12 protein-coding genes are annotated in these 14,616 nt (G+C 65.1%); 6 read left to right on the top strand and 6 right to left on the bottom strand.

Features of this window, described 5'->3' with window-relative positions:
- The 6 genes from VDP82_RS05265 to araD form a co-directional block, all read right to left on the bottom strand.
- Nucleotides 1-703, bottom strand: a 703-nt coding sequence (locus tag VDP82_RS05265) for a sulfite exporter TauE/SafE family protein (protein WP_323013795.1), incomplete at its 3' end; no start/stop codon positions are given.
- Nucleotides 700-2,688 carry an alpha-glucosidase gene (locus tag VDP82_RS05260; RefSeq protein ID WP_323013796.1) on the bottom strand — a complete coding sequence of 663 codons (1,989 nt, stop codon included), beginning with the start codon at nucleotides 2,686-2,688 and terminating at the stop codon, nucleotides 700-702. The genes VDP82_RS05260 and VDP82_RS05265, both read right to left, overlap by 4 nt.
- A 13-nt stretch (nucleotides 2,689-2,701) precedes the next feature.
- The gene (locus tag VDP82_RS05255) at nucleotides 2,702-3,460 is read right to left on the bottom strand and encodes an SDR family oxidoreductase (protein WP_323013794.1); all 759 of its coding nucleotides are present in this window, start codon (nucleotides 3,458-3,460) and stop codon (nucleotides 2,702-2,704) included.
- Nucleotide 3,461: 1 nt separating this feature from the next.
- Entirely contained in the window at nucleotides 3,462-4,343 is an 882-nt protein-coding gene (locus VDP82_RS05250) for an SMP-30/gluconolactonase/LRE family protein (RefSeq protein WP_323013793.1), read from the bottom strand.
- On the bottom strand, nucleotides 4,343-5,125 hold the full coding sequence (locus VDP82_RS05245; RefSeq protein ID WP_323013792.1) for an HpcH/HpaI aldolase family protein: 783 nt from the start codon (nucleotides 5,123-5,125) through the stop codon (nucleotides 4,343-4,345). Before VDP82_RS05245 ends, VDP82_RS05250 begins: the two co-directional genes overlap by 1 nt.
- A gap of 12 nt (nucleotides 5,126-5,137) precedes the next feature.
- The gene (araD, locus tag VDP82_RS05240) at nucleotides 5,138-6,883 is read right to left on the bottom strand and encodes an L-arabinonate dehydratase (protein ID WP_323013791.1); all 1,746 of its coding nucleotides are present in this window, start codon (nucleotides 6,881-6,883) and stop codon (nucleotides 5,138-5,140) included.
- Between the two features lie 230 nt (nucleotides 6,884-7,113).
- On the opposite strand from araD, the gene VDP82_RS05235 reads away from it, so the two are divergent.
- The 6 genes from VDP82_RS05235 to VDP82_RS05210 form a co-directional block, all read left to right on the top strand.
- Entirely contained in the window at nucleotides 7,114-8,106 is a 993-nt protein-coding gene (locus tag VDP82_RS05235) for a LacI family DNA-binding transcriptional regulator (protein ID WP_323013790.1), read from the top strand.
- Between the two features lie 77 nt (nucleotides 8,107-8,183).
- Nucleotides 8,184-10,700: a hypothetical protein gene (locus tag VDP82_RS05230; protein WP_323013789.1), complete on the top strand. Its 2,517-nt coding sequence runs from the start codon at nucleotides 8,184-8,186 to the stop codon at nucleotides 10,698-10,700.
- Between the two features lie 16 nt (nucleotides 10,701-10,716).
- Nucleotides 10,717-11,991 carry an ABC transporter substrate-binding protein gene (locus VDP82_RS05225; protein WP_323013788.1) on the top strand — a complete coding sequence of 425 codons (1,275 nt, stop codon included), beginning with the start codon at nucleotides 10,717-10,719 and terminating at the stop codon, nucleotides 11,989-11,991.
- A 2-nt stretch (nucleotides 11,992-11,993) separates the two neighbouring features.
- On the top strand, nucleotides 11,994-13,004 hold the full coding sequence (locus tag VDP82_RS05220; protein WP_323013787.1) for a sugar ABC transporter permease: 1,011 nt from the start codon (nucleotides 11,994-11,996) through the stop codon (nucleotides 13,002-13,004).
- Nucleotides 13,001-14,056 (top strand): carbohydrate ABC transporter permease, encoded by a 1,056-nt coding sequence (locus VDP82_RS05215; RefSeq protein WP_323013786.1) that lies wholly within the window; start codon nucleotides 13,001-13,003, stop codon nucleotides 14,054-14,056. Before VDP82_RS05220 ends, VDP82_RS05215 begins: the two co-directional genes overlap by 4 nt.
- A 9-nt stretch (nucleotides 14,057-14,065) precedes the next feature.
- On the top strand, nucleotides 14,066-14,616 hold a 551-nt coding region (locus VDP82_RS05210; RefSeq protein WP_323013785.1), incomplete at its 3' end, for an ABC transporter ATP-binding protein.

The following is a 14,616-nucleotide window of genomic DNA, read 5'->3' as shown; positions in this document are numbered from 1 at the left end:
CGGCGCCCCGGCGCAAGACGATGGACGAGACGGGCGGCGGAAATTTCTGCGCCAGCAGCGTGCCCAGGAACACCATGGGCAGCGCCCCGGCAGCCGCCAGCCACACACGAAGCGAAACGCCCGTGCTGGCAAAGACCAGCGCCAGCCTCGCCACCGCATTGATGAAGAACACCGCGACCAGCGTGGAGCGCACCATCACATGGGTAAGAGGCTGGCGATACATCTGCCAGATGATGGGCGGGCCGGCGGTGGAAAACAGTCCGCCCATGATGCCGCCGATCATGCCGGTGGTGATGAAGGAGACCGGCCCGCTGCGCCGCTCGCGCGGCTCGGGCCGATGCAGCAATTGCAGCGCGGCGAAGATGATCAGCGCGCCCAGGGTCAGCGCCAGCGCCGACAGCGCGCTAGTGGCCAGATAAAGCAGCAGCCCATAGCCGATCAGCAGGCCCGGCAGGCTGCCCAGCATCAACAGCGCAAAGCCCTTGCGGTCGATTTCACGCCAGTCCCGGCGCAGCATCATCATGCCGTTGAAGATGACCAGCAGGCTGGACAGGATCGCGGCCTCCGGCAGCGGAATCAGGTGGAACAGACCGATGGCGCCCACCAGGATGAGGCCGAAGGCAAAGCCGGTGAGCGACTGCACCCAGGCAGCGCCCCCGGCGACCAGCCAGACCAGCACGAGATCGAGCACACCGCCGCTCATAGGGCGCGCAACTGCCGGAACAGGTCGGCGAAGCGGCTTTCGGGATTGAAATAGACCGCAGGAAAGCCGATCGGGGCAGGGGCCTCGATCCAGCCTCCGCCCGGAACGGTCTGGCCGCTCCAGAGCTGTTCCCACGAGCCGGCGGGCAGATAGACCGGACGGCTCTGCGCGCCCGCCTGCCAGACCGGCGCGACCAGCAGGTCGTTGCCGTAAAGATATTGATCCTGGATGGCGTGGGTCTGCGCATCGGTCTCGTGATGCAGGAATAGCGGCCGCTGCACCGGCAGGCCCGTTGTCGCCGCTTCGGCGGAGAGGTGCCGGAGATAGGGCGCGAGCGCGCGATAGAGCCGGGTCATGCGGGCGAAATGGGCGAGCACGTCCGCGTCCTGGTCGAGTTGCAGATTGTCCTTGGGCCGGTTGCCCTCATGGCTGCGCATGACCGGAGTGAAGGCGGCCATTTCCGACCAGCGCATGATCAACTCTGGCGTGCGCAGATTGCCGAAAAGGCTGGTATAGCCGCCAATATCGGAGTGGTGGTAGGCGTTGCCCAGCAGGCCGGAGGAGAGCGCGCCGCAGATGACGGTGACCAACCCGTCATGGCGGGAAAAATCCACCGACTGGTCTCCGCCCCAGAGCAAGGGGCAATGCGCCTGCACGCCGGTGAAGCCCGCGCGCATGAACCAGAGCGCCTCGCCGGTCTTGCCCCGGCTGGCGACGGCGCGCGCATTGACCTCGGCCCACAGCGTCGGCCAGCCATTGTGCATCAGCCGCGCATCGATCCCATTGGCGAGATGGACATCGATGGGCAGATATTCCCCGAAATCGGCCATCCAGCCCGAAAGGCCGAAATCGAGCATGTTCTGGCCGATGATGCGTTCGGCAAACCATTCCGCGGCCGCCGGATTGGTGAAATCGACCACGCCGCAGTCGAATTCGCCGAAATCGACCAGCGCCGTCTGCCCCGCATCATTGGTGGCGAAATAGCCGCCGGCCTCGGCTTCGGCAAAGAGCGGGCCATCGGCGGCAAGATAGGGGTTCACATAGCCCAGGAATTTGATGCCGCGTGCCTCCAGCGCGGCAATGCGCCGGGAGAGCTGGGGATAGCGGCTGTCATTGGCCTGCCAATCCCAGAACAGGCGCGCCCCGAACGAGGTGTGGCGCAGCCCCACCCAGTCCTCGCACCAGAGCCCGGACACCGCGACCCCCGCTTCGAGCATGTTTTCCAGCCGCGCAAAGGAATTCTCGCCATCCTTGAGCCCGATAATGGCGCCGCGATAGACCCATTCGGGCAATTCGGGCTGGCGGCCGAAACGGCTCGACAGCGTGCCGACCAGTTCGATGAGATTGTCGCCGCCGAAAAGCTCGATGCGGGACGGGATTTCCCAGACTTCGATCTCGTGGAAATCGGCGTGGCGGAAATCGAAGGCCGAATAGGCGGTGGTGTTCACATGCAGGCCATAGCGGCGCGAGGACAGCCAGGTTGGCTGCGGATAATTGGTGTTCCAGTAATCGCCGCCGGCCTTGTTGTGCAGGTCGGAAAGGCGCGTGATCTCGGTGCTCTTGTCGCGGCCGACGCCGGGCTCGGAGGTCCAGAGCGGAAAGCGGCGGCCGCGCAGGTCGAGATAGGACATCTGCTCGCCGCCGCCCCAGACATGCTCATCCGCCTCGGCGGCGATGCGCAGCCAGAAGCGGTTGATGCCGCCATCGAGAGCTTCAAATTGCAGGCCCGCATCGCTCACCGTAAGCCCCAGCAGCGGCGGGCTGCTTTCACTGGCCGAAAGGGTAACGCGATTGCCCTCGACCCGCGTGTCGCGCAGCGCGATGCGCTCGCTGACATAATCCTCGATGTCGAAATTGCCGCGATACATGTCCATGCGCGCATCGCCATGGCCGACGAACAAAGCCGGAGCCGCCGCGTCATGGGCGATGAGCAGCCTGTCGCCGAGATGGATGGTAAAGCCGCCGGGCGTGGTGTGGAGGTGGATCATGGACTGTCGCTCAATTCTGGGTCAGGCCGGCATCGACGATGAAATTGGCGCCGGTGGCGCCGGCGCTTTCATCGGAGCCCAAAAACAGCGCCATGCGGGCGACATGGCTGGCATCGAGCCGGAATTTCAAAGCCTGCAAATCGATGAATTGCTGGTTGAGTTCGGGCGTCAGCCATAGCTTTTGCTGGCGCTCGGTGAGGATGGCGCCGGGCACGATGCAGTTGACGCGAATGGCTTGGGGGCCAAGCTCGCGCGCCAGCGTGCGGGTCATGCCGTTGATCGCCGCCTTGGCGGTGGTGTAGCCCACCATGCCCGGCCGGCCGCGCATCCAGGAGATCGAGCCCAGCATGATGATGGAACCGCCGCCCGCCGCCGCCATGCCGGCGCGAACCGCCTGGGTGGCGAAGAACTGGTGGTCGAGATTGAGCGCCAGCATGCGGCGCCAATAATCGGGCTCGACGCTGTCCAGCTCGTGCCGGTCGTCCTTGCCGGCATTGTTGACGAGGATGCGCACCGGGCCGGTTTCAGCTGCGGCTTTTGCCAGCGTTGATCGCAGGGAAGCGATGTCGGTGACGTCGCAGGCGTGGAAGCCGGCGCCGGTTTCCGTTGCCAGCGCAGAGCCGGAGGCGGTGTCGATATCGAGGAAGCTGACCAATGCATCCTGCGCCCGGAAGGCGCGTACCATTTCCGCGCCGATGCCCGACGCGCCGCCGGTAATCACGACATGCCGGCCGGCAAGGGAGGCATAACGCACAGAATCATAGCTCATTTCAGGCTTCCGGATCGAAAAAGGGCTTGGCGAGGCCGGGCACGTCGACGCGCATGGCGAACAGACCGCCTGAGAGCGGGTAGGCGGCAAGCTGCGCGTCGCTGCTGCCATCGCGGGCCGAGGTGACATAGAGGGTTTTCAAATCTGGTCCGCCAAAGCAGGGCATGGTCGGCGATTGTGCGGGGACAGGAAAACTGGCGAGCAATTCGCCCGAAGGCGCATAGCGATGAATGCGGGCACCCTGATAGAGCGCAGACCAATAGCAGCCTTCGGCATCCACCGCCGCGCCGTCGGGGCGGCCTTGATCGGCGTCGGTTGGGGTCAGTTGGGCGAAGACGCGGCGGTTGGAAATCTTGCCGCGATCGAGGTCGTAATCGTAGGCGTGGATGACGTAGCGCAGCGTATCGGAATGATAGAGCGTGCGCCCATCGGGGGAAAAGGCCAGGCCATTGGAGGTCATGAGCCCATCGGCGAGCTGTTCGAGCCCGCGCCGGTCGAAGCGATAGAGCGCGGCGCGGCCCTGCCGTTCGGGATCGATGGTGCCGGCCAGAAACCGCCCGCGCGGATCGGTGCTGCCGTCATTGAAGCGGCTGCCGGGGAAGGTTTCGGGGTTTGCCGCGAGCAGCTTGCGCCCGCCGTCCGGCTCCATGTGGTAGATGCCGCTGCACTGCGCGGCGATGATCGTGCCATTTGCGAGCGGCGCGAAACAACCCAGTTCCTCGGATAGGTCGAGCGTTTCGAGCGTTCCCGATTGCGGATCGAAGCGGTGCAGGCGCTTGCCGTTGATATCGGTGAAACGCAGGGTCTGCCTTTCGGCTTCCCAGACCGGGCTTTCGCCCAGCCGCATGCCGAGAGCGGCGACGCAGTGGAAGGGACTGCTCATCAATAGGCCGATTGGCTGGCGGCGGGGGCCTGCGCCTGGCGCAGCTCGGCCAGCCATTCGCCGGCGCGGCTGGTCATCATGCCCATGTCGGAGGAGACGGCGGCAAAGCTGTAGCCATAATCGAGAAAACGCCGCACCATGGCGGGATTGGGCCCGACAATGCCGATGGGCTTGCCCGCCTTGGCGGCGGCCCTCGCCGCATGGGCGATCAGCTCCTGCACGTCCTTGTGGCCGATATCGCCGATATGGCCCATGGCGGCGGAGAGATCGCCGGGACCGACAAAGACCGCATCGACCCCTTCGACGGCGGCGATAGCGCCCAGATTTGCGACCGCCTCGGGTGTTTCCAGCTGCAATATGGAATAGGCCCGCTCATGCGCGCCGGCCAGATAGAAGGGTAGGGTGCCGAAATGCGAGCCGCGATGCACCGCCGCCACGCCTCGTACGCCATGAGGGGGATAGCGCATATAGGACACCGCCTCCCGGGCTTCTTCCGCGGTCTGGATGAAGGGCAGCATCAGCGTTTCCGCCCCGGCGTCCATGGCCCGCTTGACCAGGATCTGGTCGGCCCAGGCCAGCCGCACCACCGGCGCCGATGCGGTGCAGCCGATGGCCCGCAGAATGTGCGCGAGATCGGAAAATTCGATGGTGACATGCTCCATGTCGACCACGAGGAAATTAAAGCCGGCATGGCCCAGCGCCTCGGCGGTGTTGGGCGCGGCGGCCATCAGCCAGGTGCCCAGGGGAGTGCCGGATGCGAGCAGGGTCTGGAAGGCCTTCATGCTGGCGCCTTTCTAGTAGATGACGGGATCGGGCAGCTTTTCGCTGCCTTCGAGGAAATCGAAATCGCAGCCCTTGTCGGCCTGGCTGACATGGCGCTGATAGAGGGCGGCGTAGGAGCGCCCGTAAAGCGGCTTGCGCGGCACGCCTTCGCCGCGCCGTCGCGCCAGTTCTGCCTGGTCCACCTCCATGTCCAGCCGGCCGGCCGGGATATCGAGAATAACCATGTCGCCGGTGCGGAGCAGGCCGAGCGGCCCGCCCACGGCGGCCTCGGGCGCGACATGCAGGATGCAGGTGCCGTAATGGGTGCCCGACATGCGCCCGTCGCAGATGCGCACCATGTCGCGCACGCCCTGCTTCAGGAGTTTCTTGGGGATCGGCAGATTGCCCCATTCGGGCATGCCGGGCGCGCCGACCGGGCCGGCATTGCGCAAAACGATCACCCACTCGGGGGTGATGTCGAGATCGGGATCGTCCAGCACGCGGTTCATTTCCGCCGGATCGTCGAAGACGATGGCTGGCCCGCGATGGCGAAGGAATTTCGGATCGGCGGCCGAGGATTTCATCACCGCGCCGTCGGGCGCCAGATTGCCGCGCAGCACCTGCAATGTCTTGCCCCGTTCGAGCGGCACCACCGGATCGGCCTCGCCGCGGATGACATCGTCGTTCCAGCATTCGGCATCGGCGATGGCCTCGCCCAGCGTCTGGCCAGACACCGTGGGACGGTCGAGCGCGAGATGGCGGGAGAATTTGCGCATCAGCGCCAGAATGCCGCCGGCGAAGTAGAAATCCTCCATGAGGTATTCCCCCGAGGGGAAGAGATTGGCGGCGACGGGAATGCGCGCGGCCACCTCCGACAGATCGTCCAGCGTCAGCTCCACCCCGGCCCGGCGCGCCATGGCGATCAGATGCACCGCCGCATTGGTCGAGCCGCCCATGGCCATATAGGCCACGGCGCCATTGAGGAAGGTTTCGCGGCTGAGAAGGGTGGAGGGGCGAACATCCTGCCAAACCATCTCGCAGATGCGTACCCCGCAGGCCGAGGCCATGCGCACATGGCCCGAATCGGCGGCGGGAATGGAGCTGGCGCCCGGCAATGTCAGCCCCATGACATCGACGATGGACGTCATGGTCGATGCGGTGCCCATGGTGTTGCAGGTGCCGATGGAGCGGGTCATGCGGCTTTCCAGATCTACCCAATCCTGCGGCGTGATGGTGCCGGCGCGCAATTCGTCCCAATATTTCCGCGTATGGGTGCCCGCCCCAGTCTTGGTGCCGCGCCATTGCCCGTTCGACATAGGCCCGGCCGGGCAGAAGATGACCGGCAAATCCATCGAAATGGCGCCCATCAGCAGGCCGGGGGTGGATTTATCGCACCCGCCCAGCAGCACCGCGCCATCGATGGGGTGGGAGCGCAACAGCTCCTCGGTCTCCATAGCGAGGAAATTGCGATAGAGCATGGTGGTGGGCTTGACCATGACCTCGCCCACCGACAGGGCCGGCAGCTCCACCGGATAGCCCCCCGCCTGCCACACGCCGCGCTTCACCGCCTCGGCCCGGTCGCGCAAATGGCTGTGGCAGGGGCTCATATCGCTCCAGGTATTGATGATGCCGATAACCGGGCGCCCCATGAATTCCTCGCGGCGCATGCCCATCTGCTGAGTGCGCTGGCGATGGGCGAAGCCACGCATGTCATCGGACCCATACCAGCGCTGCGAACGCAACTCGGCCAGTGTCTTGCGCGCTCGTTCCTGGGTCATGTCGTCCTCTGTTGCAGCGGGATAAATCTGCTGCTATGAGTTTTATCATAGCGCTACGATTTTATCACCGCAATGGCGATGATGATCGTGGAGGAGCCGGTGGAATTCAGGGGCTTGCAAGGGTCTCTGGGTCGTTTTCCGGATGCAGTATCGTTGTTGCGCTACGAATGGAGGATGGATTGGCGGGGTCGGCAGTTCCGCGCAAGCGCCGGAAGATCCAGGGGGTGACGATGGTCGACGTCGCCCGCCGGGCCGGCGTGTCTCCATCCACCGTCTCGCTGTTCCTGCGCCGGCCCGAGGCGGTGTCGCTCAAGGTGGGCGATGCGGTGCAGGCTGCGATCCGCGAGCTCAATTACGTGCCCAATCTTATGGCCGGCGGGCTGGCGGCGGCCAGCTCCAGCGTGGTGGGGGTGATCGTGCCCTCGGTGCGCAATGCCTTCTTCGCGGAAACCGTCGCGGCCTTGCAGCGCGAACTGGGCCAAGCGCGGCTGCAAATCATGCTGGGCCATACCGAATATGACCAGGGGGTGGAAACCGAGCTGGTGCGCACGGCCCTGTCCTGGGCGCCGGCGGCGCTGGTGATCGCCGGGACCGAGCATGGCAAGGCAACGCGGCAATTGCTCGAAGCGGCGCGGGTGCCCGTGGTCCAGGTGTGGGAGCTGGGCGGCGAGGCGCCCATCGACATGGCGGTGGGCTTTCACCATTACGAGGTCGGGGCGGCGGCGGCGCGGCATCTTGCGGCGCGGGGGCGGCGCAGGCTGGTGTTTTTCAGCGGGCGCGCCAATGACGACAAGCGGGCGGCCCAGCGCGCCGCCGGCTTTCTCGCCGCCGGGCGCGAGCTGGGCCTTGTCACGCAGCATCTGAGCCATCCCGCGCCGGCCACCACCGAATTGGGCGGCATCCTCTTCGCGCGCATGCTGAAGGAATTGGAGGGAGTGGAAGGTGTAGGCATCGGCTGCTCCAACGATCTGCTGGCGCTCGGCTCGCTCTTCGAGGCGCAGCGACGGCAGGTCGCCATCCCCCAGCAATATGCCGTTATCGGCTTCGGCGATCTCGAATTCGCCGCCTCGTGCAATCCGGCCCTGTCCACCATCAAGCCCTTCGGCGACCTGATCGGCAGCGAAGCGGCCCGCCTCATCCTCAAGAGCCTCGCCGATGGCGAGGCGCGCGAGCATGCCAGCATCGACACCGGCTTCGGCCTCGTGCACCGCCAGACGAGCTGAGGCATGGAGGGCTTGATTGTGACAAGAGGACTTGGAAGGCTTCATCATCGGGTGAGGATGTTTATCAGGGGGCGTGGATGAACCTGCTGACGCGTCCGCTCGAGCATGGCGAGCCGATTACGCTGTGGCGGCATTCCGCAGTGACGGCGGAGCTGTTCTCCAGCGCCGAACGCGCCATGGAAGGGGAGATGGACCCGTTCTTCTTCCTCACAAAGGAAAAGAACTTCATCCCGCATGAATATCCGTGCCGCACTGAATTCGGTGCGCGCTACCGCCATCGCCGCCCCGATGAGCGCACCACCGCCGCGCCGGACGAGGCCTGGCTGGGCTTCGGCTCGCCCCGGCTCGATCTGTCCGGCTTCTGGTTTCGCGCCACGCGCATCGCCGCCCGCGCCGAAACCGTCATCCTGGCCGAGACGGCGGGGCGCGGCGTGCTCCGGCTGGCCAGTTGTGGCGGCGCCATCCTGCGGGTCAATGGCAAGGAAGTGGGTTTTGTAGCGGAATATCGCCGCAATTTCGAACAGGCGATGGAGGCCGAAGTCGAGTTCGTCCGGGGGCAGAACCGGATCGAAATCTTCTTCGATGATCTGGCCGAGCGCGATGCGCGCTTTTACGTGCAGCTCGACTATGTGAGCGGTCCCCGCGCGGTGCAGGCCATTCCGGTCGATTGCGCTGCCGAGGATGCCGGTGCGATCGAAAGCGCGCTGGCATCCGCCCATTTCGAACGTGCCAGCCATGACGGGATCGATCTGCGTCTGCTGCTGCCAAGGCCGCTCGGCGTGGCGGCCACGGCCGAAATCACGCTGGATGGCGAAGCGGCGCGGGCGCCCATAGTTCGAAACCTGGCGGCGGGTTGCCGCGTGATCGAGATCGGTCCGGCCGATGCGCTGCCGGCGGGTTTCTGCCAGCTTAAACTGCGCCTCGGGGTCGATGGGTTCAGCGCCAGCCGGGTCTATGGCACGGAAATTTCGCATGCCCGTCGGCAGGGGCCGGCGCCCGCATCTCCCGAAGCACGGATAGAAGAGGCGTTGCGGGCCGTGGCGCGGGATATCGACTCCGGCACCACCGCCCTGTTGGCGCGGCTGGCTCTGGCAGACAACGGGACCGAAGCCCGTGCCCTTCTCGACGGGGCGCTGCGCCAGATCGAGGAATGCTGGGATTGCGCCGATTTCGCGCTGGTGCCGCTGCTCTGGTGCCGCATGCGCTGGCCGGAGCTTTTGGACGAGGCCGATTGCGCGCGCATCGATCGCGCCCTCCTCTCCTATCGCTATTGGCTCGATGAGCCGGGCAATGACGTGCAGTGGTATTTCTCCGAAAACCATGCCCTGCTGTTCCATACGGCGGCGCATCTGGCCGGAACCCTGCTGCCGGATGCGGTTTTCACGCGCTCGGGACGAAGCGGGCGGCAGCAGGCGGCGATCGGGCTGGAAAGGCTCAAGGCGTGGTTCGATCATTTCGAGTGCTGGGAAATGGCCGAGTTCAATTCCGCGCCCTATTTCCCCATCGATCTCAAGGGCCTGGCGGCGCTGTTTGCACTGTCGCCCGATGCAGACCTGCGCCGACGGGCCGGGCGCGCCGTGGCGCGGCTCCTCGAAATCGTCGCCAATTCCGCCCATCAGGGCGCGCTCACCGCCGCCCAGGGGCGCAGCTATGAACACAGCTTGCGCGGTGCCGCCACCCAGGAATTGTCCGCCATTGCCCGGATGCTCTGGGGCAGGGGCAGTTTCGGCAGCCATTTCCACGCGACGTCGCTGTTGGCGCTGTGCCTGCGGGATCACGGATTGGACCTCCCCGATTTGAGCTTGTGTGCCTGCCTTGCCGGCGAAGCGGCGCAGGAATGGCGCTTCGCGCAAGGGGAGGGCGGTTTTGCCCGCCTCTATCACCACAAGAGCGCCGACCATGCTATGGGCAGCGCCGTGGGCTATCGCTGGGGCGAATGGGGCTATCAGGAAACGCTGCTGCATCTGCGGCTGGGGACCAACCCGCAGGCGCAAATCTGGATCAACCATCCCGGCGAAATCATCCATTCCGGCCATGGCCGCCCGTCCTATTGGGGCGGCTCGGCCTCGGTGCCGCGCGTGCAGCAATATCGAGACCTGGCCATCGTGCTGTTCGGCGGGGTGGCCCCGCAGCCCGATTTTACCCATTGCTGGTTTCCGGGACCTGATTTCGACGTCGCCGGGATCGAGGGTGACAGCGCCTGGGCGGCTTCCGGCGCGGGGCTCGCGTTCATCCGTGGCTCCAGCGCCTTCGAACAGGTTTTGGACGGCCCGACCGCCAATCATGAATTGCGCCTTGCCGGCCGCAAATCCTGGTGGCTGGTCCGGCTGGGATCGGCGGCGCTGCATGGCGATCCAGCGCAGTTCCGGGCGCGCTTCGCCCCGCTCGAGCCGCGCGAGGATGGCGGAAGGATCGTGGTGGACGATCCCGATTACGGCCGGATCGAATTTTTTCCCGATGGCACGGTGCTGGGCGAAGGCCGCCGTATCGCGCCCGAGGATTTCACGGTTCTGGGAACGCGGGACACCCTGCCTCGCGGTCCCATTCAAAAGCGCAGGGTTTTGCAGGAGGCCTATTCGGGCCGCCCGTCTTAAGGGAGGAGACGTCACGATGAAGACGATGATTTGGCTTTCCGGTGTGGCTTTTGCCGCCATGGCCACCGCCGCCTTTGCCCAGGATGCGACGCAGGTGCGCATCATGTGGTATTCCGACGGCAATGAGGGCGAGGTGATCGCCGATCTGGTCGACCGGTTCGAGCAGGCCAATCCCGATATCGACATCATCCTGGACAATGTCGCCTATCAGGTGATCCAGGAGCAATTGCCGATCCAGCTCGCCTCGGGCGCCGGCCCCGATATCGCGCGCGTCACCAATCTCAAGGCCCAGGCCCAGCACTGGCTCGATTTGCGTCCCTATGTGGCCGATCCGGCCTATTGGGACGCCAATTTCGGCGATCGCTTCGACTGGATGCGCGAGGATGGCAGCGATGCGATCCCCGGCTACATGACCCAGCTGACCCTGACCGGCGGCTTCGCCAACGCCACCCTGTTCGAGCAGGCCGGGGTCGAACTGCCGGCCCATGGCGCCACCTGGGACGAATGGGTCGAGGCCAGCCGCAAGGTGATGGAAGACCAGGGGCTGCCCGCCGCCTTCGCCATCGACCGCTCCGGCCACCGCGTCGCCGGCCCGGCGATTTCCTATGGCGCCAAGTTCATCGGGGCGGATGGCAATCCGGCCCCCATCGATGATGGCGCCATGGATTTCTTCACCCGCCTCACCGACTGGACCGCCCAGGGCCTGATGCTGCCCGAAGTCTGGGTCTCGGCCGCCGGCACTACCTATCGCGCCGCTGCCGACGACTTCATCAACGCCCAGATTCCGTTCTACTATTCGGGCTCCTGGCAGGTCTCGAACCTATCCAGCAAGATCGGCGACGCCTTCGACTGGGTCGTGGTCGGCTCGCCCTGCGGCCCGGCCGGCTGCTCGGGCATGGCCGGCGGAGCGGCCATGGTCGCCATCAAATACACCAAGCATCCCGAAGCGGTGGCGCGGGTGATGGATTACCTGGCCTCGGAAGACATCGTGCGCGAATTCAGCGAGCGCACCCTGTTCCTGCCTGCCCATTCCGGCATTGTCGCCAAGGGCGGGCTGAACTTCCAGTCCGACGATCCCATGGTGCCGCCGGCCATGAACGCCTATGTCGCGGCCTCGGCCGAGACCCTGCCGGAAGCCGACCGCATGCCCGCCTGGGTCTGGGGCAACACGGTCTATGGCGCCATCGTCACCCGTGTCAGCCAGGTCATGGCCGGTGAGCTCACCATCGAGCAGGCGCGCGAGATGATGGATCGGGACATCGCCGACCAAGTCGAAGCCGCCGGACAGTAAGAATGGCGCGGTTCGGGAAAACTGCTGGACGGGTGGCAACATTGCCACTCGTCCTCATCGCCCGGGGGCTCGATCCGGTGCTGCGCCTATGGCAGCGCTGGACGGGCACCGGCGGCATGGTCACCTTCTTCCTCTTGCCCAACATGGCGATCTTCGGGGTGTTCGTCATCATTCCGTTGGTGCTCAACGTCATCTATTCGATGACGGGCGGGGTCGATATCCTGCTCAAGGACCGCAGCTTCATTGGCCTGGGACAATATGGAAGGCTACTGGAATGCCAGGACTACCTGGTGTCCACCACCTGCCGGGAAGACCAGTTCTGGACTGCGGTGCGCAATACCGGCACTTTCGTTCTGTTCCAGGTGAGCCTGATGGTCTGCGTCAGCATGATCACGGCGCTGATCCTCAACCGCAAGATCGCCGGGCGCGGTTTTTTCCGGGCCGTTTTCTTTTTCCCCGTGCTGCTCTCTCCGGTCGTGGTCGGGCTGATCTGGCGCTGGATCCTGCAACGCCAGGGGCTGATGAATCTGATCGTCACCAATCTGGGTTTCGATCCCGTGGTCTGGCTCAACGACCGCTTCTTCGCCTTTTCGGCCGCCATCGGCGTCTCGACCTGGGCGCATATGGGCTTTTACACGCTTATCCTCCTGGCTGGCTTGCAGGCCATTCCCAGGGACCTCTATGAGGCCGCCGAAATGGACGCGACCCCGGCCGCGCGCGTCTTCTGGCGCATCACCCTGCCGCTGCTGGGGCCGAACCTCGCCGTGGTGCTGGTACTGGCGCTGATCCGGGGCGTACAGATTTTCGATGAAGCCTATGTGCTGACTGGCGGCGGGCCGGGCACGAGCACGCTGTTCATCACCCAATATATCTACGAGGTCGGCTTTGCCTCCTTCCTGCGCAATCCGGGCCTGGCCGCAGCCGCCTCCATTCTCATGGGGCTGGTGCTGGTGGTGCTGACGCTCATCCAACTGGGCCTGTCGCGGCGGGCCGAAAAGGGGAATGCGCGATGAACGCCGTTCGCAATTTTGTCTTTGCCCGGCGCGGTCGCGCCGGCAAATGGCACTGGACCGACATCGTCACCTGGATCTGGCTGATCGGCGGAACGATCATCATGTTCGGCCCGGCGCTGTGGCTGATCTCCTCCTCCTTCAAGGGCCCGGCCCAACTGGCCGAGTTCCCGCCCACGCTGCTGCCCTATGTGCAGGAGGTCGCCACTGTCGAAGGCTATGACGCTCCGCTGCCGCTCTATCAGGTGACCCTGGAAGATGGTTCCACCCGCGTCATGGCCGAGATCAGGCGCATCGGCACCTCGGCGCAGATGGTCGATCCCGCCAATCCGCAGGAGCGGATCAGCGTCCGTCTCACCGACCGGCAACCGGTGCGCGAGGTGGGGCTGGCGATCAACAATTATACCGATCCGTTCCTGGCCTTCGATTTCATGCGCTATCTGGGCAATTCGGTCTTCGTCACCGTCATGGCGACGCTGCTAACGCTGCTGACCAATTCCATGGCCGCCTTTGCCCTGTCGAAATACCGCTTCAAGGGGCGAGACGCGGTGATGCTGCTGATCGTGGCGACGCTGATGGTGCCGCTCTCGGTCATCCTGGTGCCGCTCTATTCGGTGGTCAGTTCCGTGGGCCTGCTCAATTCGCTCTGGGGGGTGATCCTGCCCACCATCGCCACGCCCACTGGCGTGTTCCTGCTGCGCCAATACATGCTCACCATCCCCGATGAATTGATCGAGGCGGCGCGCATGGACCACGCCTCCGAATGGCAGATCTATTGGCGCATCATCCTGCCGCTGGCGGCGCCCGCCCTGGCGGTGCTGGCCATCTTCTCGGTGGTCTGGCGCTGGAACGACTTTCTCTGGCCGCTGATCGTCTTGTCGCGGCGCGAGCTCTACACGTTGCAGATCGGGCTCAACACCTATGCCGGCGAGCTCAATGTGCAGTGGCACTATATTCTCGCCATGACCGTGGTGACCATGATCCCGGTGGTCCTGGTGTTCATTTTCCTGCAGCGCTTCATCACCACCGGCATTGCCGGCGCAGGCATCAAATAGGAGGGGCGCATGGGCCGCATTGCCTTAAAGAATATCCGCAAGGCCTTCGACGCCGTCGAGGTTATCCATGGCGTCGATCTTGAAATCAACGAGGGCGAACTGGTGGTTTTCGTCGGCCCCTCGGGCTGCGGGAAATCGACGCTTCTGCGTCTGATCGCCGGTCTCGATACGCCGACCTCGGGCAGTATCGAGATTGATGGCCGCGACGTGACCAAGGCCGGCGCCGCCGACCGGGGCCTGGCCATGGTGTTCCAGTCCTATGCGCTTTATCCGCATATGACCGTGCGCCAGAACCTCTCCTTTGGGCTGGAAAACCAGCGCATGCCGCGACAGGACATCGTCGCGCGCGTGGACGAGGCGGCGCGGATGCTGGAAATCACCGAACTGCTCGAACGCCGCCCGACGCAGCTATCGGGCGGGCAGCGCCAGCGCGTCGCCATCGGCCGCGCCATCGTGCGCAACCCCACCGCGTTCCTGCTCGACGAGCCGCTCTCCAATCTCGATGCCGAACTGCGCGGCACCATGCGGGCCGAATTGTCGGCGCTGCATGCCCGGCTCGC

The organism is Devosia sp. (assembly GCF_034675085.1).
Lineage (GTDB): Bacteria > Pseudomonadota > Alphaproteobacteria > Rhizobiales > Devosiaceae > Devosia.
This window is presented reverse-complemented; position numbering and strand designations above follow the sequence as displayed.